Below are 20,751 nucleotides of genomic sequence, written 5' to 3' on the forward strand. Positions count from 1 at the left end.
TCGTGCCGGCCACCGCTGCCGCCCCCCCGCCCCCGGACCAGGCGCGCGAGATCTTCGCCGAGCGGCTGCCGGTGGCTGTGCGGTATGCCGAGCTGCTGGCCACCACGGGCATCAGCCACGGGCTCATCGGGCCGCGGGAGACCGATCGGCTGTGGGATCGGCACGTGGTCAACTGCGCCGTCGTGGAGGTCCTCTGCGAGGCGGACGCCCAGGTCGTCGACATCGGGTCGGGGGCCGGCCTGCCAGGCGTGGTCCTGGCCATCGCGCGGCCCGACCTGAGGCTGCACCTCGTGGAGCCGCTGCTGCGTCGCACGACGTGGCTGGAGCACGCCGTCGCCGAGCTCGGCCTGGACAACGTGACGGTGCACCGGGGGCGGGCCCAGGAGGTCGACCTGCAGGCTCCCGTCGTCACCGCGCGCGCGGTGGCCTCCCTGGACAAGCTCGTCACGTGGGGTTTCCCCCTGCTGGCCGCCGGCGGTCGGTTGCTCGCCCTCAAGGGCAAGGCGGCTGCCTCCGAGCTCGAGCAGGCGCAGCCGGTGCTGCGTCGGCACGGGGTGCGCAGCGCGCAGGTGCATGTGCTGGCGGAGGGGACGGCCGCCGGCCCGGTCCGGGTCGTGGAGATCGTCCGCCCAGGGCCGGGGAGGGCGGAGCGGGCGGTCAGCCCGTCGTCGACGACGGGCTGAGGTCGTCGCGCCCCAGCAGGTCGAGGATGCGCTCCAGGTCGTCCTGTCCCGCGAACTCGATGACCATCTTGCCCTTGCGACGACCCATGGAGACCTGGACCCGCGTGTCGAGACGGCCGGAGAGCGAGCTGGCGATCTGCTCCAGCTCGGGAGGGGGTGGGGAGCCGGCCGCCCGGCGCCGGGCCGGACGGTCCTCGTCACCCACCGTGACGATCTCCTCGACCGACCGCACCGACAGTCCCTCGGCGACGATCCGCTGGGCGAGCCGCTCCATCGCGGCCCCGTCGGCCAGGGCCAGCAGCGCCCGGGCGTGCCCGGCGCTGAGCACCCCCGACGCCACCCGCCGCTGCACCATGGGGGGGAGCCGGAGCAGCCGGATCGTGTTGCTGATCTGGGGGCGGGACCGGCCGATGCGCCCGGCCAGCTCGTCGTGGGTGCACCCGAAGTCCTCGAGCAGCTGCTGGTATGCCGCAGCCTCCTCCAGCGGGTTCAGCTGCGCGCGGTGCAGGTTCTCCAGCAGGGCGTCCCGCAGCATGTGCTCGTCGTCGGTGGCGCGCACGATGGCCGGGATCGTCGACTGGTCCGCCGCGCGAGAGGCCCGTAGGCGGCGTTCACCCATGACCAGCTCGAAGGGCGGCTCGCCGGTGGCCACCTCGCCCGGGTCGGTAGGTCGGACCACGACCGGCTGCAGCACGCCGAGCTCGCGGATGCTGCTCACCAGCTCGGCGAGGTCGTCCTCGTCGAAGACGGACCGCGGTTGACGGGGGTTCGCCCGGATCTGGTCGAGGTCGATCTCGGCGAACGACGCCCCCGGGACCGGTGCGAGCCCGTCACCATGGGCGTCGGCCGCCGTGGCGACTACGTCGTGACCCCCTCGGGGGGTGTCGTCGTTTCCCGTGGAACCAGCGGACGCGGGGTCGTCCTCCGCGCCGTTGCCTCCCACGGTGCTCGCGCCTCCGGATTCCAGGGCCGGTGCGGTGCCCTCTCCCCGCGGGAAGAAGACGTCCCGAGGACGGTCGAGGTCGCCTGCCGGCTGTTGCGGGATGAGGGCCCCCAGGCCCCTGCCGAGTCCAGGTCGTCGGTCGGTCATGACATCTCCTTCGTGCGGCGCATCTCCGCTGCCGCATCGGCGTAGGACAGGGCGCCCGTGCTGGTCGGGTCGTAGGTCATCACGGTCTCCCCGTGGCTCGGTGCCTCACTGATGCGGACAGACCGGGGGATGGCGGTCCGCAGGACCCGGTCCCCGAAGTGCTCACGGACCTGGTCCGCCACGTCGGAGGCGAGCCGCGTGCGCCCGTCGAACATCGTCAGCAGGATGGTGGACACGTGCAGGTCCGCATTGAGGTGCTGCTGGATGAGGTCGACGTTCTTCAGGAGCTGGCTCAGCCCCTCCAGGGCGTAGTACTCGCACTGGATGGGGATGAGCAGCTCGCGCGCCGCCACGAAGGCGTTGACCGTGAGCAGGCCGAGACTGGGCGGGCAGTCGATGAGGACGAGGTCCGGGGGCTGCGGTGCGGACTCCAGGTAGGACTGCACGGCCCGGCGCAGACGGTTCTCCCGGGCCACGAGAGGCACGAGCTCGATCTCGGCACCGGCCAGGTCGATGGTGGCCGGGGCGCACGACAGTCCGGGGACCTGGGGGCAGGGTTGCACCACCTCCGCCAGAGGCACGCCGTCGATGAGGACGTCGTAGATGCCCGCCGTCCCGCTGCTGTGCGGGATCGAGAGGGCGGTGCTGGCGTTGCCCTGCGGGTCCATGTCGATGACCAGCACCCGCAGCCCGCTGCCGGCCATGGCAGCAGCGAGGTTGACGGTGGTCGTGGTCTTCCCGACGCCGCCCTTCTGGTTGGACACGGTGATGATCCGGGTGCCGCGCCAGGGCCGATCCGTGCGGCGTTGGTGGTCGAGGGGTGGAGAAGCCGATGGGGTTTCCCGTGAAACGTCACCAGACGCGGGACCAGCTGCGGGGCCAGGCGCGTGATCAAGGGCGGGGTCAGGCGTGGCGCCCACGCTCGCGGCTGCAGGGGTTCCACGTGGAACGACGGGGTCGGCTCCGGGTGGCGCAGTGGCGGCGGTTCCACGTGGAACGGCCTGCTCGTCGGCATCGTCGCCAGGTGTCAGGGTGGGCCACCCGAGAGCAGTCACAGCGAACCCGTCCATGACGTCCGCGCGGTCGTCCTCGTCCTCGCCCGGCCAGCCGAGCGCTCCATCGTCATCAGTCATGAGGACCCCATCATCGCTGATCACCGACGTGCCACCAAGTCTGCCGCGCCACCACGAAGCCGTCCACAGGGTTGTGGACAAACCCCGTGGACGGCTGTGGATGACGGGCGCTGCGCCCCCGTCAGGGTGCAGGTGTGGTCAGCCGGTGAACGGCTCGAGCTCGTTGGCCAGCTTCTTCTTGGGCAGCGCCCCGACGATGGTCTTGACGACCTCGCCCCCGGAGTACACGTGCATCGTCGGAATGCCGGTGATCCCGTAGCTCTGGGTGGTCTGGGGGTTCTCGTCGGTGTTGAGCTTGACGACCTTGAGCTTGTCCCCCCACTCCTGCGAGAGCTCCTCGAGGATGGGGGCGATCATCTTGCACGGACCGCACCAGGGAGCCCAGAAGTCGACGAGCACCGGCCCGTCGTGCTGCAGGACGTCCTGGGTGAAGGTGGCGTCGGACGTGTTGCTGATGCTCATGAATCTCCTTGTGTCACAGCGGTTGCGAGGTGGTGGGTCATGCCCTGGGCGTGGTCGCGGGCAGCGAGGTAGCGCTCGGCGTCCAGCGCCGCCGCGCACCCCGTGCCGGCGGCGGTGATGGCCTGGCGGTAGGTGTGGTCGACGAGGTCACCGCAGGCGAAGACACCCTCCACGCTGGTCTCCGTCCCGCGGCCCTGGACCACGACGTATCCCTCGTCGTCGAGCTCCACCTGCCCGCGGATCAGCTCGTTGCGGGGGTCGTGGCCGATGGCGATGAAGAGCCCGGTCGCGGGGACGTGACGCTGCTCTCCGGTGACCGTGTCGGCCAGCTGGACCCCGGTCAGCTTGGGGGAGCCCTCCAGCTCGGTCACGGCGGAGTTCCAGGCGAAGGAGATCTTGTCGTCGGCCTGGGCGCGCTCGGCCATGATCCGGCTGGCCCGCAGCTCGTCACGGCGGTGGACCACGGTGATGGACCGGGCGAAACGGCTCAGGAAGGTCGCCTCCTCCATCGCCGAGTCGCCGCCACCGACGACGACGATGTCCTGGTCACGGAAGAAGGCGCCGTCGCAGGTGGCGCACCAGGAGACACCGTGCCCGGACAGCTCCTGCTCGCGAGGCAGGCCCAGCTCACGATAGGCCGAGCCCATGGCCAGGATGACCGCCCGCGCCTCGTGGACCGTCCCCTCCGCGTCCGTGACCCGCTTCACCGACCCGCTGAGGTCGACCTCCACCACGTCGTCGCGGACGAGCTCGGCACCGAACCTCTCCGCCTGCTCCCGCATGTCCATCATGAGCTGCGGACCCATGATCCCCTCGGGAAAGCCGGGGAAGTTCTCCACCTCGGTGGTGTTCATCAGGGCGCCGCCGGCAGTGACGCTGCCCTCGAAGACCAGCGGCGCCAGGTTGGCCCGGGCGGCGTAGACGGCGGCGGTGTAGCCCGCCGGGCCCGAGCCGATGATGATGACCTCGCGGAGGGCGGTGGCGTCACCACCGCCGGAGCCGCTGGGGCGGGGCAGCAGGTCGATGGTCATGAAAGCCTTCCTCGCGGGGGACGCACGGCGGATCGATGGTCCGGACGTGGGGGTCAACTGATCCTAGGACGACATTGTTCCAGGGGTCCGGGCGGCGCGGTGACGGGCCGAGGGGGGTGTGCTCGCGACGGGTCAGGGACCGGCGACCGGGTCGCCCTCGGGCTCGATGGGGGCGATGCCCGGCTGCTGGACGCAGGCGTACGGCACCATCCAGGCATGTCCGCTGCCGTCCGGGGCCCGGCCCAGCAGGACCACGACCTCCTGCTGGTCCTCACCGGCCCGCAACCGTGCGGGGGCGGCGAACCGCTGCTCCCACCGGGACGCGACCGCGGGAGGAAGCCCGCCCCAGCACTGCGTGGCCTGGGCCGTGGTCAGCGCGGTCGGGGCATCAGCTGCGGTACCCGTCGCGCTGGCCCCCATGATGCGCGCGGCGTAGGTGTCGTGGACCACGACGCCGAGGTCGGGCACGACGGTGGGGGTGGCGACCTCGCTCAGGGTCCCGAGGCTACCGGCCCCGGCGGCCCCCTCCTCCTGGGTCGAGGCCGTGGTGTCCTCCTCAGCGGCCGCGTCGGCCCCCGCCCCGTCCTCGACCGCGCCGCCCGAGGTGTCGCCGTTCTCCAGGGCGCCCTCCTCCTGGTGGTCGCCGGACTCCGCCCGGGAGGGGTACTGCGCCAGCGCCCCGCTGTCGCCGGTGCCCGTCCCCCCGAGGAGCTGGGTGAAGGTCACCGTGGTGATCGCCAGCCCCGCCGCGGCGGCGGACAGCAGGCCCAGCGTCCGACCGGGGCGTCGCCGCCCCCGCTCGGCGGCGAGGTCGACCACCCGGTCCGCCGGCCCGGCCAGCGGGTGACCGGAGCTGGTGTCGAGGAGGTGCTCCCGCTCGACCGCCAGACGTGTCTGGATGCGGTGCACGAGGTGCTCGGGCATCGGCCCGGGGTCGGGCAGCCCGGAGAGCAGGGCGCGGACGCCCGTGGGGTCGTGCTCGTGCTCGTAGGCGTCGGGATCGTGGCCCTCGGGCGGGTCAACGGTGGGCATGGCGCAAGAACCTCCTCTCCTCGTGCGTCGCGGCTGCGTCAGGTGCGGGTTCGCGCCTGGACCAGGGCCTCTGGTGCGGCCCACGGGGATACGACGAGCAGGACCGGGGCGTGGTTCCCTGCCGGCTCGGCGCCACGTCGCTCACCGCCCCTCGCCCTGCACGTCCAGGTGCAGCAGTCGCGCCATCGCCTCACGCCCGCGGGAGCACCGGGACTTCACGGTGCCCTCGGCGACCTCCAGGACGTCGGCCGCCTCGGCGATGCTCAGGCCGTGCATGTCGACGAGGACGAGGGCGAGGCGTTGGCCCTCCGGGAGGCGGGCGAGGGCGTCCTGCACGTCCAGGCGCACCTCCACCGAGGTATGCCGGTCCCGGGGGTCGACCGGTTCGTGCCCCTCGAGCTCGACGGTGGGTCGGCTCCGGCGCAGGCGGTCCAGGCAGGCGTTGACCGTGATGCGGTGCAGCCAGGTGGTGACCTGCGCGTCGCCGCGGAAGGACCCGGCGCGCCGGAAGGCGTTGAGGAAGGCGTCCTGGACGGCGTCCGAGGCGAGCTCGGGGTCGCGGGTGGTCCGCAGGGCCACCGCCCACATCCGGTCCCGGTGACGGCGGAAGATCTCCCCGAAGGCGTCGTGGTCCCCGTCCTGGTGGCGGCGCAGGAGCGTGAGGTCGTCCAGCCCGGCGAGCTCGGAGGCGCTGCTCACGGTGCCGGTCGGGCTCACCGGACGGTGATCTCGGCCACCCGCACGATCTCACCGTCCGGTCCGGCGAAGGCCCGGGTGAACCAGAGGATGACGTAGCGCCCGGTCGCCGGGTCGTCGGGGGAGACGGTCCACGTCCCCTCGGCGGAGTCCTCGCTGCCCAGCTCGGTGGCGCCCTCCAGCGTCGGGGTGTCCGCGACGTAGAGGGTCGCGCCCACGTCGCCCTCCCCGAGGACGACCTCCACCTCGGACACCTCGGTCTCATCCCCGAGGTCGAGCACGAGCCCGGTGCCGCTCTTGAGCGAGCCCCAGCCCTCGGACAGGTAGGTGTGCGAGGTCCACTCGGTGCCCTCGTCGCCGTCGACGGCCAGCGGCGCCAGGTCGTTGCGCTCGTCGCCGTCGCCCTCGGGGTCGAAGGAGGTGATCCCCTCGATGCTGACGGGCCCCTGCGGTGCGGGCGCCGGCTCCGCCTGCTCGGTGTCCTGCGGCGGGGCGTCGCTCGTCGCGGCCGCGTCGTCGCCCTCCTCGGGCTGCTGCTCGGTCGGTGAGCTCGTGGCTCCGGCGGACCCAGGATCCTCCTCCGAGCCACCGAGGCCGCGCAGGACCCCCCAGCCGAGGAAGATGGCGATAACGAGCAGTGCCAGGGTGATGACCAGGACCATCGCGGTCTGCGCCCCCGTGCCCCGCTCCTCGGGAAGACCCGCACCGGCACCCGCCGTCGGGCGTGGTGCCTGGGCCGTCGTCGTGGTGCGCGCCTGCTCGGCACGGGCCTGGCTCGCCTCACCACCGCGCAGAAGACCGCCCATGGTGTCGTCCGACCGCGCCGGTCGGGCCGCGTCGGGAGCTGCCGTGGACGCCTCCGTGCGGTAGTAGGGGCGGGGGACCTCGTCGGTGGCGTCCGCGGTCGTGCTGCCGGGCTCCGGGCCACCGGTGGCCGTGCCGTGGGCCGCCGCCCCGGCTGCGGCGGAGGCACCGGCCGCCCCGCGGAGCGCGTCGTCGGCCTGTCCACCTCGGGGACGGGGCGTGGCGGGGGTGGCCAGCTCCCCCGGAGGCGTTCCCCGCACCATCTCCGGTGACCAGGGTGAGAGCTGCCGGACGAGCTCTCCCGGCGTGTGCGGGGCCGCGTGCAGGTCCGCCTCCGAGCCGTGCGCCAGCCGGCACAGGGCGTCGAGGTCACCGGGGACTCCCGAGACCAGCTCCGAGGGCGCCGGGAGGGTGCCGTCGGCGAGCCTCCGGGCCGGGCGGACGCCCGCCAGGTCCTCGCCCGGCCACCGGCCGGTGAGGGCGGTGTAGAGCAACGAGACGAGGTCGGCGGAGTCGATGAGCGAGGCCTCGTCCGCGGTCACGTCGTCGGTGCCCTCGAGGGCCGAGGCGACACCGACACCGGAGACCTTGACGGCGCCCTCGCTGGTGCGCAGGACCGAGTGCGGGTTGAGGTAGAGGTGGTGCAGCCCGCGGCGCCGGGCCGACTCGAGGGCGGCCGCGCTCTCCCCGACCAGTCGACGAGCCTCCTCCGCCGGGAGCGGATGCTCCTCGACCAGCGAGGCCAAGGACTCCGCCTCGGACAACCCCTCCTCGATGATCCAGCAGAGGCCGTCCTCGTCGCCGACGTCCAGGACGCGCACGAGCCGGGGGTCGTCCACCGAGGCGACCCGCCGGGCACCGTCCAGCACGGCGGCGGCGACCTGCGCCGACGCTCCCTCGGAGGGCAGCACGGTGACGGCGACGAGGCGCCCGAGGGTGCTGTCCTTGGCCGACCAGTACTCCAGGCCACCGCCCTCGCGCTCCGCCAGCAGCTCGTCGAGGACGTAGCGGTCACCCAGGCGGGTGCCGACCTCGAGCCGATCCATGCTGGTGTCCTCTCCTGGGCGGGTGCGGTGGTCGTCCCACCCTAGTGTGCCGCGATCCCCCGGCCCGGCTGCTGTCGCCGCGCCGTCCCGGGCCGGTGGATCCGCGGTCGGGCCGCCTGCCGGCGGCTCCTCCAGCCCGGAGAGCGAGGAGGCGGCGTCCGCGGCCGCGGCGGTGTCGACCCGGACCGGATCGGTGGCGGTGACCGCTGCCGTCGCCCCGCGGGGGGCGAGCCGGCGTAGCCCCGGGATCCGACGGAGCACGGGCGCGGCCACGTCACCGACCTCACGCACCCCGAAGCGGTGGGCGAGCACGGCATACACGACGAGGAAGAGGGTCCCCGCCACCGCCAGGGTCGCCGTCGCGCTGACGAAGGCGTCCACCCCCTGCGGCTGGGTCGAGGTGGGGTCGGGCGGCGCGCCACGGTCGAGCAGTCGCATGGCCAGCCAGGCGGGGAGGAGTGCCACCAGCGCCGCGGCGGCCGCCCGCAGGTAGGTGGCCCCGGTGGACCGCAGGCCCAGCGCGGGCAGGCGGCGGCGGGCCGCCCGAAGCCCCAGGACCGCGGCCGTCGTCTGGCCCAGGGCCTGGCCCAGGCCGAGCAGGATGGCCACCCGGGCCGGCGCGGCGAAGGCGGCGGCCAGGCAGACCACCAGGAGGACCGAGGTGATGGCGACCTGGAAGAGGAACGGCGTGCGGGCGTCCTCGAAGGAGTAGAAGACGCGCGAGCACAGCAGGTAGACGCCGTAGGGCACCAGGCCGACCACCATGGCGACGACGATGGCGGCGATGGCGGCGTGCTCGGCGGGGGTGCTGCCGAAGTAGACGACGCGCACCAGCAGGGGCGCGAAGAGGATCATCCCGAGGGCGATCGGCACCATGGCCGACCCCAGCAGGCGCAGCCCCCGGGAGGTGTGGTCGGCCATCGCGGTGAGGTCGTCGCGGGCGGCGTCCTTGGACAGGACCGGGTAGATCGCGGTCAGCAGGGACAGCGCGATGAGGGAGTGCGGGAGCACGAAGAGCGAGAAGGCGTAGGTGTAGGTGATCTTGCCGGGCGCGTCCGGCACCTGGTCGATGACATCGCTGAGCAGGTTGGTGACGACGAGCATCCCGCCCTGCGAGACGGCCATGTCGGCCAGCGCCCAGCCGGCCATCACCCCGGCCGTGCCGAGGCCGACCCCCCGCAGACCCCACCGCGGGCGCCACCGGAACCCGGTGGCGCGGACCGCGGGCACGAGCACCAGCGCCTGGACGACGATGCCGAGCGTCGCCGAGCCGGCCAGCAGCCCGATCATCCCCGGGGTCCAGTCCTGCAGCGGCAGCGCGCCGGCGTCCGGGTAGCGGCGCATGAAGACGGCGATCCCGGCGATCGCGATGACGTTGGCCAGCGCCGGGCTCCACATGAACGCCGCGAAGCGGTGGTGGGCCGCCAGGACCTGCCCCATGAGGGTGTGCAGCCCGTAGAAGAGCATCTGCGGGATGCAGAGGTAGGCGAAGACGACCGCCAGCTGCAGCTTGGGGTCGTCCCAGGCCCAGGACACGGCATACACCTTGGTCACGAGGGGGGCCGCGGCGGTGAACACGACGGTGCCCACCAGCAGGATGACCACCGAGACGGTGATGAGCCGGTCGCTGTACTCCTGGCCCTCCCTGCCGCGGGTCATCGCCCGGGTCAGCTGCGGCAGCAGCAGCACGTTGAAGACGCCAGCCGCCAGCAGGAGGTAGATCGTGTTGGGGATGGTGTTGGCGGTGTCCCACACGCTCCCGGCCGGGGTGAGGACGCCGATGGCGATGCCGAGGAGCGCCATGCGCGCCATCCCCAGCAGCCGGGAGGCCAACGTGCCGCCCGCCATGATGACGCTGGACCGGGCTAGGGACGAGCTGGACCCGGTGCCGGCGCTGCCGCTCACGGAGCTCCCTCCCGGGCAGGGCCGCCACCCGCGGTCGGGCCCGGGGGCGAGCTGCGCAGCGCCCGCGCCAGGCCGAGGACGAGGACGAGGCCGGCGACGCCTCCCAGGACCCAGTAGACCCAGAGGCCGGTGGGCTGGACCCGCACCTCGATCGCGACCGGCTCGCCGAGGGTCGTGCCGTCCGGCGTGCTCAGCTGGGCGATGAGCGTGGTCTCACCTCGGGTGATGGAGCGCGCGGCCACGGACGCGGTGGCCCGGCTGTCGGGACCGATGTCGACGGGGTCCGGCTGCTGGATGACCTGGAGCCGGCCGTTCGTCGCGACCAGCTCGAGCGCGACGTCCTCGACGGCGACCCCGAGGTCGTTGACGACGGTGATGCCGATGTCGCCCTGGTTGGTGAGGAAGTTGATGGTGCTGGGGGTGACCCAGACCCCGTCCCGGGTGGACTGGATGTCGTCGCGCACCACCGTGCGGGTCTGCAGCCACCCCTCCTCGTGACCCCGCCAGACGCCCGACCACAGCGTGTCGAGCACCGGCCGCCAGGAGTCCAGCGCCGTCGTGTCCGCGAGCACCACCGCCAGGTCGTCCAGCTGCTCGGCGCTGACGGCCAGCACCTCCGCGCGCTCGGGGTCGACCGGGCTCGCCGGCGTCCTCAGGTGCTGCACGAGGTCACCGAGCACGGCCTCCTGGGGCCCCTCCCCGGTCAGGCGCAGCTGCTGGGTGCCCTCCGCCCGGTCCAGCAGGTCCTGGGCCGACACGGACCGCAGCCACGGTGCCTCCCGCCAGCCGTCGCTGAGCTGCTCGAGCACCTCGGCGCTCGCGGAGGTCCGTCGCGGTGGGGCGACGACGAGCTCGCGCACCTCCGAGGGGTCCTCGAGGTGGGTGCCCAGGGTGTGGGCGAGCAGGTGCTGGGCGGCGGCGCCCGCGCCCCGCTCCTCGGCCTCCTGCGCACCCTGCGCGACCAGGGCGCTGGTCCAGGAGTCGGCACCGAGGGCGACCAGGTCGCCGGGACGCTCCAGCGGGACGGCACCCCGGCGCGGCAGGGCGGCGGAGTCGGCGGTGAGGCTCTCCCGCGGCAGGACCACGACCCGCAGGTCCCCGTCCACGCCCCGCACCAGTGCCGTCATCTGGGCCATCTCCCCCGGGTCGGGGTCCCCCGCGACCGGCCAGGCCACGTCGTGCCGGCCGGTGCTCAGCACCAGCGGGCCGGCGGAGGCGGACGGGGCGAACAGGTCGGCCACGACGTCGACGGGGGGCTGGCGGCGGCGGACCAGGTCCAGGTCGGGGTCGTGCCGGGGCAACCACCACAGCTGGTCGTCGGGCAGCCCGGCCAGCGTGGTGGCCAGGGTCGCGGCCGCGGAACGGACGTCCTCGGCGCCGGCTCCGGACGGGTCGGGCGGCGCGGTCTGCTCCGGCGCGGTGGTGGTGGCGGAGCCGTCGTCGGGCACGGGGGCCGGGACCGTCTCGTCGGGGGCGGTCGCGTCGGCACCCCCGGTGCTGCCCGGGGCGGGCGTGGCGGTGGCCGGCGGCTCCGGGGTGGGCGTCGGCGGCTGCTCGACCGTGCCCTCCCGGGGCGTGGAGATCGCCGGTGCCGGCTGCTGGGCGAGCACCGTCGCCGGGTCGACGACGAAGGTGGTGCCGGGCACGTCCAGTCCCTCCAACCACCCGGTCAGCGTCGACCCCGGACCGATGGCGGCGGTCCAGGCCTCGGCGTGCTCGTCGTCGACCGGGCTGAACAGGCCGGGGTCCGCCGGCAGCGTCAGCGGGACCACCCAGGCGGTCTCGAGCGGGTTCTCGATGTCCTCGCGGCCGGCGCTGGAGAGCGTGGAGCGCAGCTCGGCCCCGGCCGGCGTCCCCGCGGTGTCGTCGTCGTCCTCGGTGGCGCCGATGACGAGAGGGAGCACCCCGGCGGTGTCCGGCAGGTCCTCGGTGACCGAGCCGGGGACCTCCACCTGGAAGGGGACGGCACCGCTGGCCGGGACGACCGGTCCGACGGTGTCGTCCCCGAGGATGAGCTCCGGCCCTCGGGGCAGGTCGCCGTCGAGCCACCGGCCCACCTGGTCCCGCGAGGTCAGCGAGGTCTGGGACAGGGTGGCGGTGAGCGAGGTCAACCGGCGCGGCACGGACCCGTGGTTGAGCAGGCGGCCGGTGAGCGTCACGGGCTCACCCGGGACGAGCACGACGGGATCGACCTCGTCCAGCAGCACCGACACCTCGGTGGTCTCCGTCGCCGAGGGTGGTGCGGCCGCCACGGCCGCCACGGCCGCCGCAGGACCCCCGAGGGCCCCGCCCAGGGGCGCGAGGACCAGGCTTGCCCACAACCCGAGAGCGAGGGCCGAGGCGGGCAGGCTCCGGGGACGTGGCGCCCGCTGCGGGCGAGGGGGGATGGTGGTCAACGCCGTGGTCCCTCAGGCGCTCCGGGTGAGTCGGAGCCAGGCCTCCCGGGCGATCCGACGCTCGTTGGGGAAGGTGAGCTTGCGGTGGACCTGGTCCAGCGGGACCCAGATGGCGTCGATCGCCTCCTGGTCGGGGTCGTTGTCGATGGTGAGACGGCCCCCGGTGGCCTCTAGGAGGTAGTGGTGGACCATCTTGTGGATCCGGTGCGAGGGGGTGGTGAACCAGTACTCGATCGTGCCCAGGGTGACGAGGACCCGACCCTCGATGCCGGTCTCCTCGGCGACCTCCCGCTCCGCGGTCTGCACCAGCGTCTCCCCGGGTTCGACGTGACCCTTGGGCAGGCACCACTCGACCCGACCGGACCGGTTGCGGCGCGCGATGATGGCGATCCTCGCCTGCCCCTCGTAGACGTCGATGACCACACCCCCCGCGGAGGTCTCGTTGACCGACGGCAGCCGTCGCGCGCCATGGTGCTGGCGCGGAGGCGTGGTGGTCATCCACCCACTGTAACGAGTGGGGTCGGCCCGGCCCGGACGACGACCCAGCCCGGCGCGGGGGCCGTCTACCCTAGATCCGATGTCCGCCACCGAGATGACCACCGACGGCGCGCTGCTCCTGCGCGCCCTGCGCCAGCTGACCCCGGCCATGGGGCTGCTCACCGAGATCGGTGAGCTCTTCGGCACCGCCGGGCACGAGGTGGCGCTCGTCGGAGGACCGGTCCGGGACGCCTTCCTCGGCCGGCCCTCCACCGACCTCGACCTCACCACGTCGGCCAGGCCCGAGGAGATCGAGCAGGTGCTGGCCGGCTGGGCCGACACCACCTGGGACGTCGGTCGCGCCTTCGGCACCATCGGCGCGCGTCGGGGCGGTCACACGCTGGAGTTCACCACCTACCGCGCCGACGCCTACGACGGTGAGACCCGCAAGCCCGTGGTCGCCTTCGGGACCTCTCTCGAGGAGGACCTCGTCCGCCGCGACTTCCGGGTCAACGCCATGGCCCTGCGCCTGCCCGACCTCACGTTCGTCGACCCGCACGGCGGTCTGGCCGACCTGGCCGGACGCCGGTTGCGCACCCCCCACGAGCCCGAGGTGTCCTTCGCCGACGACCCCCTGCGGATGCTCCGGGCGGCCCGGTTCGCCGCCCAGCTGGGCTTCGGGCCGACGACCGAGGTCCTGGACGCCATGACCGACATGGCCGACCGGCTCTCGATCGTGTCCGCGGAGCGGGTCCGCGACGAGCTCGTCAAGCTCGTGCTCGCCCCCGACCCCCGCGCCGGGCTCGAGATCCTGGTGACGACCGGGCTCGCCGACCACGTGCTGCCCGAGCTGCCCGCCCTGCGGCTGGAGGTCGACGAGCACCACCGCCACAAGGACGTCTACGAGCACAGCCTCATCGTGCTGGAGCAGGCGATCGGCCTCGAGGACGAGCCGGGGGCGCGGGAGGAGGACCCCGACCGTGTGCCGGGACCGGACCTCGTCCTGCGGCTGGCGGCGCTCCTGCACGACATCGGCAAGCCCCCCACCCGGCGCTTCGAGCCGGGCGGGGGCGTCAGCTTCCACCACCACGAGGTGGTCGGCGCCAAGATGACCCGCGCCCGGCTGCGGGCCCTGCGCTTCGACAAGGAGACGGTGCGCGCCGTCACCCGGCTGGTCGAGCTGCACCTGCGCTTCCACGGCTACGGCTCGGGAGAGTGGACGGACGCGGCGGTGCGGCGCTACGTCACCGACGCCGGGCCGCTCCTGGGCCGGCTGCACAAGCTCACCCGATCGGACTGCACCACCCGGAACCGGCGCAAGGCGGCCCGCCTCTCGGCGAGCTATGACCACCTCGAGGAGCGCATCGAGCGGCTCCGGGAGGAGGAGGAGCTCAGCGCGGTCCGGCCCGAGCTCGACGGGCACCAGATCGGGGCGATCCTCGGCATCCCGCCCGGTCCGCAGCTCGGTCGGGCCTACCAGCACCTCCTCGCGGTGCGGCTGGACCAAGGACCGCTGGGCGAAGAGGGAGCCCGTGCCGAGCTGCTGAGGTGGTGGGCGGAGCAGGAGACGCCCGGTGGGTAGGCACCGCCCGGACCGTCGCAGCCACCCCGCACCCCGCCGCTGGACCCACCTCCTCGCCCGCCTGCCCTGGGTCACCCTGGTGCTGCTGTCGGTGCTCGTCGTCGGCACCGCCGAGCTCGTGCAGCCGCGGACCTACGCGGCGAGCACGACGCTGACCGCACCGACGGAGCGCGCCGCCGACCAGCTGTCCGTGCAGCTCACCGACCCGGCCCTGCGACCTGAGGTCGAGCGGGCCGTGGAGCTGGACCCCGAGCTGTCCGGCAGCGTGCGGCTCGCGGTCCGGCACGAGGCCGAGGACCGCCAGGTGCACCTCGAGGCCACGGCGCCCGACCCGAGGCTGGCGGCGCTCGCCGCGGACACCGCGGCGGCCCTCACGGTGCAGGAGCGCGCCGACGGCACCGAGCTGACCCACGGGGCGCGGGTCCCCACGGAGCCCGTCGACGACCGGGGTCTCCTGTGGCTCCTCGTCGCGGCCGGGCTGCTGGCGGTGGCCGTGCGCGTCGAGGCCGCCCACCGGGCGTGGCTCGGTGACCAACCGTCGCCGCAGCCCTCGGGGGTCGCGTGAGCACCGGTCTCGAGGCACCGCTCACCCGGCGCCGGGCGCGGGCCCTGCACGCGGCCCGGCACGCGCTGCGGGTGCCACCCGTGCCGCGCGACTTCCGCAGCGACATCGAGGGCATGCGCGCCCTGGCAGTGCTGGCCGTCATGCTGTGGCACGCCGGGGTGCCGCTGCTGCCGGGCGGCTTCGTCGGCGTCGACGTGTTCTTCGTGGTCAGCGGGTTCCTCATGACCTCGTTACTGCTGGAGGAGGGACGCGCACGCGGGCGGATCGACCTCGGTCGCTTCTACGCCCGGCGTGCCCGGCGACTGCTGCCGGCGGCGCTGGCCGCGCTGGCCGGTACCGCCCTGATGACCGTCCTGTTCCTGCCGCGGGGCCGCTGGGGCGAGGTGGGTGGAGACCTGCTCGCGTCGGCGACCTACGTCGTCAACTGGCGGATGGCCTGGCGCTCGGTGGACTACCTCGACGTCGAGCGGGCCCCGAGCCCGCTGCAGCACTACTGGTCGTTGTCGGTGGAGGAGCAGTTCTACCTCGTGTGGCCGGTCCTCCTGCTGCTGATCCTCGTGTATGCCGCCGGCCGGGCCCGCGTCTTCAGCACCCTGACGTGGGTGCTCACCCTCGGCCTGTTCGCCGGGTCCCTGGTGCTCTCCTGGCGCTGGACCCTGGAGGAGCCGGCCGCCTACTTCGTGACGCCCACCCGGGTGCACGAGCTCATGCTCGGGACGGTCGTCGCCCTGGGCGCCCGCGCGTGGCCACGGCTGCCGCGCGCCGTCGCCGCCGCCCTCGGCTGGTTGGGGCTGGCCATGGTCGGGGTGGCGCTCGTGGTCATCACCGCCCAGACCCCCTTCCCCGGCCTGTGGGCGCTGCTGCCCACCGTCGGCGTCGCGCTGGTGCTGGTGGCGGGCCCGTCCGCGGGCGGTCTGGGACCGGTCGCGCTGCTGCGGGCCCGGCCCCTGCAGTGGGTGGGCCGGCTGTCCTACAGCCTCTATCTCTGGCACTGGCCGTTCGTCGCCGTCGCGGCCGAGATGGTGCACGTCGGGCGCGGGGGCCCCGACACCCTCCCCGTCCACTGGGGGCTGCTGGCGGTCGGGCTGTCCGTCCTGCCCGCCTGGTGGTCGTTCGCCCTCGTGGAGGATCCGGTCCGCCGGCACGGACGGGTGCTGGCGGCACAGCTGCCCCCCGGCGTGGTCGTCCGGCGCACCCTGCGGCTCGGGGTGAACTGCACCCTGGCGGGTGCGGCGCTGGGGCTCGCGCTCCTGCTGGCGGCCCCGCAGTCGGAGACCGAGCAGGCGGCCCGCTGGCGGACCCCCGACGTGGTGGAGCAGCTGCGGTCCCCGGTGGGTGCCGACACCCTCGCGGTCGGCGTCGACGACCCGGCGCCGGCGGCGGCCGGCGGGGGGACGGGCCCGGTCGTGGCCGCGTCCGCGGGCAGCGGGGCCTCCGACGTGCTCGGCGAGCCCCCTCCCGTCGTGCAGATCCCCGAGCAGGTCGGTGACCTCGCGGTGCCGCTGGGCCAGGTGCCCGACGACGTGCCGGTGCTGGAGCCGGAGGAGTGCTTCGTGGCGCTGGGCGGCACCCGGGTCGGGGTGTGCGAGGGGGGTGACCCGGAGGGCGAGCTCACGGTCGCGCTCATCGGGGACAGCCACGCGGGGATGTGGATGACGGCGATGGACGCGATCGGCCGGGACCGGGGGTGGCGGGTCATCGCCATGACCAAGTCGTCGTGCCCGCCGGCCCGTGGCCTCGTGGTGGAACGCTCCGGGCAGGCGGGCGACTACCGCCAGTGCACCCGCTGGCAGCAGCGGCTGGACGAGGCGCTCGTCCGCGAGTCACCGGACGTCGTGCTCCTCTCCAGCGCGTCCTACGGCACCACCGGGGACGAGAAGGTGGCCGCGGGCCTGGGGGCGCGGATCGACATGCTGCGCGAGGAGGGGATGCGGCCCGCCCTCGTCCGGGACGTGCCCCGGGCGCCCTTCGACGTGCCGGCCTGCCTGCTGGAGAACGAGGACGACGTCCCGCGGTGCGCGTTCGACCGGGAGCAGGGGCTGGCGACCTCGGGCACGGGGCACGACCTGCTGGCCGAGCAGCGCCCCGCGCTGCCGGTCCTGGACCTGACCGACGCGGTATGCCCCGGCCGCACCTGCAGCCCGATCGTCGGCGAGGTCGTCGTGTGGCGGGACAGCAACCACCTGTCCGCGACCTACGTCCGGTCGCTGCGCGACGCCGTGGAGGAGCAGGTGTCGCCGGTCGTGCTCGCCGACCAGCTGGGGGAGGCCGTGCGGTCCGGGGTAGAGGTCGGCACCGGTCGCTGAGCGGCCGGTCGGTCCACCCGCGAGACCTCCCACAGGACCCACGACCAGGCCACGGCCCGCAGGACCACGGCGAGGGCATACGCATCCCCCGGCAGACCACGACCGGGGTCGCTGGCGAAGGCGATGTGCAACCACGTCGTGAGGAAGACCAGCGACTCGGCCAGCGCCCACAGCAGGTGCCTCGACCACCGCACGGCGGACAGGGCCAGGAAGGGGAGGACCCACAGGCCGGACTGCACCGAGAGGGACGACGCGGTCAGGGCGACGACGAGCAGCATGAGAGCGGACAGCTGGACCACCCCGCGCCCTCCCCCCGGTCGTCGGGGTGCCGACAGCCGCACCCCCAGGCCCAGGGCCAGCAGCCACCCACCCACGGCCACGGCCGTCGTGAGGGCCGTCGGCACCGTGACCCCCACGAGGCGGGGCACCATCTGGAGCGCGCCGTAGCCCGCGGGCTGGCCCCACCACTGCTGCGCCGCGGAGAGCGCCTCGGGCTGGAGGGTCACCAGGGGCAGGAGCACGAGCAGCGCACCGAGGACCGCGCCCACCACCGTCTGCAGGGCGGGCAGCAGCCGGCCGCGCCGCCAGGCGACGAGGACGACCGCGGCCAGCACGAGCAGCGGGAACGGCCGGACGAGGCAGGAGAGACCCAGCAGGACGCCGGCCGTCCAGCTGCGCTCGCGGCGCCACGCCCACAGGCCGAGCAGCAGGAGGCTGACCCCGAGCAGGTCGGTGGAGACGAGGGCGAGCAGGGCCAGCACCGGGCTCGCGGCCAGGTGGGCCGCCTGCCACGGCCTCCCCGGCGTGAGGCTCACCAGCGCGAGCACGGCCAGGGTCACCAGCACCACGGACACCAGCGCCCAGAGGGAGAAGACCCACTGCTGGGCCGCCAGACCGTCCCCGGCGCGGGGCGAGACCCGGGCCAGCAGCCACATCACCGCACCGGGCAGCGGGGCGGTCCCGGTCGCGGCGCCCTCGGCGGCCCAGGGCAGCGACCGCTGGGCGAGCGGGGAGCTGACGTGCACCACGGGGAGGTCGGAGTAGCACGCCCGCCAGAACTGGTCCGGCGTGCTCCAGCCCTTCAGGAGGCAGTGCCCCTTCTGCCAGACCCCGAGCCCGAGCACCAGCGAGCCGATCAGCGTGAGGGCGGCCGCGACCCCGGCCAACCCCCGCCCGCCGACCACGGCATACCGGCCCAGCGGCCCGCCGATGACCCCCGTGGCCCTGGCGACGACCGGGTCCACCCAGGACGGCACCTGCCAGGGGCGGTCATCACCCCCTCCCGCCGTGCGCGGGTCGGACGGGAGGCTCACCCCGTCGGCTCGGGCTCCGTGCCGTCACCGGGGGGCGCGGGCTGCGTCTGCGTCGGGGCCGGCGTCGTCGGGTCCGGGACGGTCGGGGCGGGGCTCGTCGGCTCCGGCGCCGGGCTGGTCGGATCCGGCTCCGTCTCGGTGGGCTCCTCGGTGGGCTCCGTGGTGGTGGGCTCCTCGGTGGGCTCGGTGGTCGTGGGCTCCTCGGTGGTGGGCTCCTCGCTCGTCGGGGCGGGCGCCGGGGTGGTGGGCTCCTGCGTGGTGGGGGTGTCGTCCGTCGGCCCCCCGGTCCCGACCCGTGGCGCGAACTCGAGCACCTCCTCGCCGTCGAGCGCGAGCCGCATGAACTCTCCCCACACCTGCGCCGGGAAGGTCCCACCGGTGATCTGCTCCAGCCCGGCGACGTCCTGCATCGGCACCGTGCCGTCCCCCTTGTACATCACGACACCGGCCGCGAGCTGGGGGGCGAACCCGTCGAACCAGGCCGACACGTTGTTCTCGCTGGTGCCGGACTTGCCGGCGGTCGGACGGCCCAGATCCCCGGCGGCCATGCCCGACCCCTGGTTGATGACGTAGGTCATCGCGTCGGTCGTGTCCACCGCCGCGTCGCGCTCGACACCGGCCTCGGTCTCGGGCTCGGCCTCGTAGGTGACCTCGCCGCCCACCGTCTCGACCCGGTCGATGAGGTAGGGGGTGGCGCGCTCGCCCTCGGCGGCGAGCGTGGCATACGCGTTCGTCATCTCCAGCAGGGTCGGCGAGGCGGTCCCCAGGACGTTGGTCAGGTCGGTGTCCAGGCCCGGGGTGTCCTCCGGCAGGCCGAGGTCGACGGCTGCCTCCCGGGTGCGGTCCGGGCCGATCTGCTCGTTGAGCTGCACGTAGATGGTGTTGACCGACTCGGCGAGCGCGACCCGCAGGTCGATGAGGCCGAAGGAGAGGTCCTGGAAGTTGTTGACCTCGGTCTCGTCCTCGCCGAAGGTCATCGGGGTCGGGCCCTCGTAGGTCTGGAGGGTGTCGACGCCGTCCTCCACGGCGGCGACCAGGGTCACCGGCTTGAAGAGGGAGCCGGCCTGGACCCGGGCGTCGGTGGCCGCGTTGAGCTGCGTCTCCTGGTAGTCGTCACCGCCGTACATCGCGGTGATGGCGCCGTCTCCCGGTCGGACGGCGGTGAGGGCGACCGTGATGTCGTCCGTGCCCTGCCCGGTGGGACGGTAGAGGTCGACCGCCTCCTCCGCCGCCTGCTGGTGCCGCTCGACGATCGTGGTGGTGACCCGTAGCCCGCCGCCGTCGATCTCCGCGTCGTCCACCCCCAGGAGCTCCCGGAGCTCACTGCGCGCCTGCTCGGCGATGTAGCCCTCCACCCCCTGCGCCGCCGTCGACGGGCTCGGCTCCTGGATCTCGGGCAGGCCCCGGCCCTCCCGTTCCGCAGGCTCCAGCCAGCCCTCTTCCACCATGCCGTCCAGGACGTAGGCGACCCGGTCCTCGGCCCGCTCCTCGTTGCCCTCGGCGTAGTCGGGGTCGAACAGCGAGGGGGCGTTGGTGACGCCGGCGAGGAAGGCGCCCTCCTCGACCGACAGCTCGGAGACGTCCTTGCCGAAGTAGGCCTGGCTCGCGGTCTGGATGCCGTAGGCACCACGACCGAAGTAGATGGTGTTGAGGTAGTTCTCCAGGATCTGGTCCTTGGAGAACTCGTTGTCGATCTTCACCGCGATGATGATCTCGGTGAACTTGCGCTGCAGCGTCTGGTCCGCGGTGAGGTAGTAGTTCTTGACGTACTGCTGGGTGATGGTGGACCCGCCCTGGAGCCCGTCGCCGGTCAGGGTGCGCCAGGCGCCCCGCGCCGTGCCGGTGATGGACACCCCCTCGTTCTCGTAGAACGAGCGGTCCTCGGCCGCGAGCATCGCGTAGCGGACGTGCTCGGGCACCTCCGACAGCGGCACCGCCTCGCGGTCGTAGCCACCGGTGAAGCGCGCGAGCTCGGTCTCCCCGTCGGCGTAGTAGAGGATCGAGCTCTGCGCCTCGGCGAAGTCGTTGGGCTCCGGGACGTCGGTCCGGTTGTAGGCCCAGGCGAAGACCCCCACGGCCAGCAGGATCGCCAGCAGCCCGAGGCCCGTCAGCCAGAGCAGGACCCGACGCAACCTCCCCCCGCGGCGCGGACGGGAGGACCGGCGGCCGGCGGGAGGGCGGGAGGCGGAGGCGGTGCTGGATCGGCTCACGCCCCCTATTGTGCCCATCT

15 protein-coding genes are annotated in these 20,751 nt (G+C 73.9%); 4 read left to right on the forward strand and 11 right to left on the reverse strand.

Annotated elements, in window-relative coordinates:
• The first annotated feature begins 2 nt into the window (after positions 1-2).
• Positions 3-683 carry a 16S rRNA (guanine(527)-N(7))-methyltransferase RsmG gene (gene rsmG, locus Q0795_RS11870; RefSeq protein ID WP_298889897.1) on the forward strand — a complete coding sequence of 227 codons (681 nt, stop codon included), beginning with the start codon at positions 3-5 and terminating at the stop codon, positions 681-683.
• Here rsmG and Q0795_RS11875 read toward each other — a convergent pair.
• The 9 genes from Q0795_RS11875 to Q0795_RS11915 all read right to left on the reverse strand — a co-directional run bounded on the left by Q0795_RS11875 (position 658) and on the right by Q0795_RS11915 (position 12,776).
• Positions 658-1,773, reverse strand: coding sequence for a ParB/RepB/Spo0J family partition protein (locus Q0795_RS11875; protein WP_298889899.1), 1,116 nt, complete (start codon positions 1,771-1,773; stop codon positions 658-660). The genes rsmG and Q0795_RS11875 overlap by 26 nt on opposite strands.
• On the reverse strand, positions 1,770-2,804 hold the full coding sequence (locus Q0795_RS11880; protein ID WP_298890173.1) for a ParA family protein: 1,035 nt from the start codon (positions 2,802-2,804) through the stop codon (positions 1,770-1,772). The genes Q0795_RS11875 and Q0795_RS11880 overlap by 4 nt, the downstream gene beginning before the upstream one ends.
• 240 nt (positions 2,805-3,044) lie before the next feature.
• Complete coding sequence (gene trxA / locus Q0795_RS11885; RefSeq protein ID WP_298889901.1) at positions 3,045-3,368, reverse strand: thioredoxin; 324 nt, start codon at positions 3,366-3,368, stop codon at positions 3,045-3,047.
• Positions 3,365-4,399, reverse strand: coding sequence for a thioredoxin-disulfide reductase (trxB, locus tag Q0795_RS11890; RefSeq protein ID WP_298889903.1), 1,035 nt, complete (start codon positions 4,397-4,399; stop codon positions 3,365-3,367). Before trxB ends, trxA begins: the two co-directional genes overlap by 4 nt.
• Positions 4,400-4,531: 132 nt before the next feature.
• Entirely contained in the window at positions 4,532-5,431 is a 900-nt protein-coding gene (locus Q0795_RS11895) for a hypothetical protein (RefSeq protein WP_298889905.1), read from the reverse strand.
• A gap of 141 nt (positions 5,432-5,572) precedes the next feature.
• The gene (gene sigM / locus Q0795_RS11900) at positions 5,573-6,148 is read right to left on the reverse strand and encodes an RNA polymerase sigma factor SigM (protein ID WP_298889907.1); all 576 of its coding nucleotides are present in this window, start codon (positions 6,146-6,148) and stop codon (positions 5,573-5,575) included.
• Entirely contained in the window at positions 6,145-9,882 is a 3,738-nt protein-coding gene (locus Q0795_RS11905; RefSeq protein ID WP_298889909.1) for a murein biosynthesis integral membrane protein MurJ, read from the reverse strand. Before Q0795_RS11905 ends, sigM begins: the two co-directional genes overlap by 4 nt.
• The gene (locus Q0795_RS11910; protein WP_298889911.1) at positions 9,879-12,278 is read right to left on the reverse strand and encodes a DUF6049 family protein; all 2,400 of its coding nucleotides are present in this window, start codon (positions 12,276-12,278) and stop codon (positions 9,879-9,881) included. The genes Q0795_RS11905 and Q0795_RS11910 overlap by 4 nt, the downstream gene beginning before the upstream one ends.
• 12 nt (positions 12,279-12,290) lie before the next feature.
• Positions 12,291-12,776 carry an NUDIX hydrolase gene (locus Q0795_RS11915; protein WP_298889913.1) on the reverse strand — a complete coding sequence of 162 codons (486 nt, stop codon included), beginning with the start codon at positions 12,774-12,776 and terminating at the stop codon, positions 12,291-12,293.
• Between the two features lie 79 nt (positions 12,777-12,855).
• Between Q0795_RS11915 and Q0795_RS11920 the strand changes: the two genes are divergently transcribed.
• Genes Q0795_RS11920 through Q0795_RS11930 form a run of 3 tightly spaced genes read left to right on the forward strand, consistent with a single transcriptional unit; the run spans position 12,856 to position 17,208 of the window.
• Entirely contained in the window at positions 12,856-14,337 is a 1,482-nt protein-coding gene (locus Q0795_RS11920; RefSeq protein WP_298889915.1) for a CCA tRNA nucleotidyltransferase, read from the forward strand.
• Positions 14,330-14,902: a hypothetical protein gene (locus tag Q0795_RS11925; protein ID WP_298889917.1), complete on the forward strand. Its 573-nt coding sequence runs from the start codon at positions 14,330-14,332 to the stop codon at positions 14,900-14,902. Before Q0795_RS11920 ends, Q0795_RS11925 begins: the two co-directional genes overlap by 8 nt.
• On the forward strand, positions 14,899-17,208 hold the full coding sequence (locus Q0795_RS11930) for an acyltransferase family protein (RefSeq protein WP_298889919.1): 2,310 nt from the start codon (positions 14,899-14,901) through the stop codon (positions 17,206-17,208). Before Q0795_RS11925 ends, Q0795_RS11930 begins: the two co-directional genes overlap by 4 nt.
• On the opposite strand, the gene Q0795_RS11935 is transcribed toward Q0795_RS11930, so the two are convergent.
• A complete protein-coding gene (locus Q0795_RS11935) occupies positions 17,097-18,521 on the reverse strand; it encodes a hypothetical protein (RefSeq protein ID WP_298889921.1) in 1,425 nt (474 codons plus the stop codon). The two genes, Q0795_RS11930 and Q0795_RS11935, sit on opposite strands and share 112 nt — an antisense overlap.
• Entirely contained in the window at positions 18,518-20,731 is a 2,214-nt protein-coding gene (locus Q0795_RS11940; RefSeq protein WP_298889922.1) for a transglycosylase domain-containing protein, read from the reverse strand. The genes Q0795_RS11935 and Q0795_RS11940 overlap by 4 nt, the downstream gene beginning before the upstream one ends.
• Positions 20,732-20,751: the final 20 nt, after the last annotated feature.

Origin of the sequence: uncultured Serinicoccus sp. (assembly GCF_947487915.1) — a bacterium.
Lineage (GTDB): Bacteria > Actinomycetota > Actinomycetes > Actinomycetales > Dermatophilaceae > Ornithinicoccus.

Excerpts from the sequence above, each read along its gene's own strand:
- Q0795_RS11875 (WP_298889899.1), bottom strand. The coding sequence starts at position 1,773 with ATGACCGACCGACGACCTGGACTCGGCAGGGGCCTGGGGGCCCTCATC.
- trxA (WP_298889901.1), bottom strand. The coding sequence starts at position 3,368 with ATGAGCATCAGCAACACGTCCGACGCCACCTTCACCCAGGACGTCCTG.
- trxB (WP_298889903.1), bottom strand. The coding sequence starts at position 4,399 with ATGACCATCGACCTGCTGCCCCGCCCCAGCGGCTCCGGCGGTGGTGAC.
- Q0795_RS11895 (WP_298889905.1), bottom strand. The coding sequence starts at position 5,431 with ATGCCCACCGTTGACCCGCCCGAGGGCCACGATCCCGACGCCTACGAG.
- Q0795_RS11915 (WP_298889913.1), bottom strand. The coding sequence starts at position 12,776 with ATGACCACCACGCCTCCGCGCCAGCACCATGGCGCGCGACGGCTGCCG.
- Q0795_RS11920 (WP_298889915.1), top strand. The coding sequence starts at position 12,856 with ATGTCCGCCACCGAGATGACCACCGACGGCGCGCTGCTCCTGCGCGCC.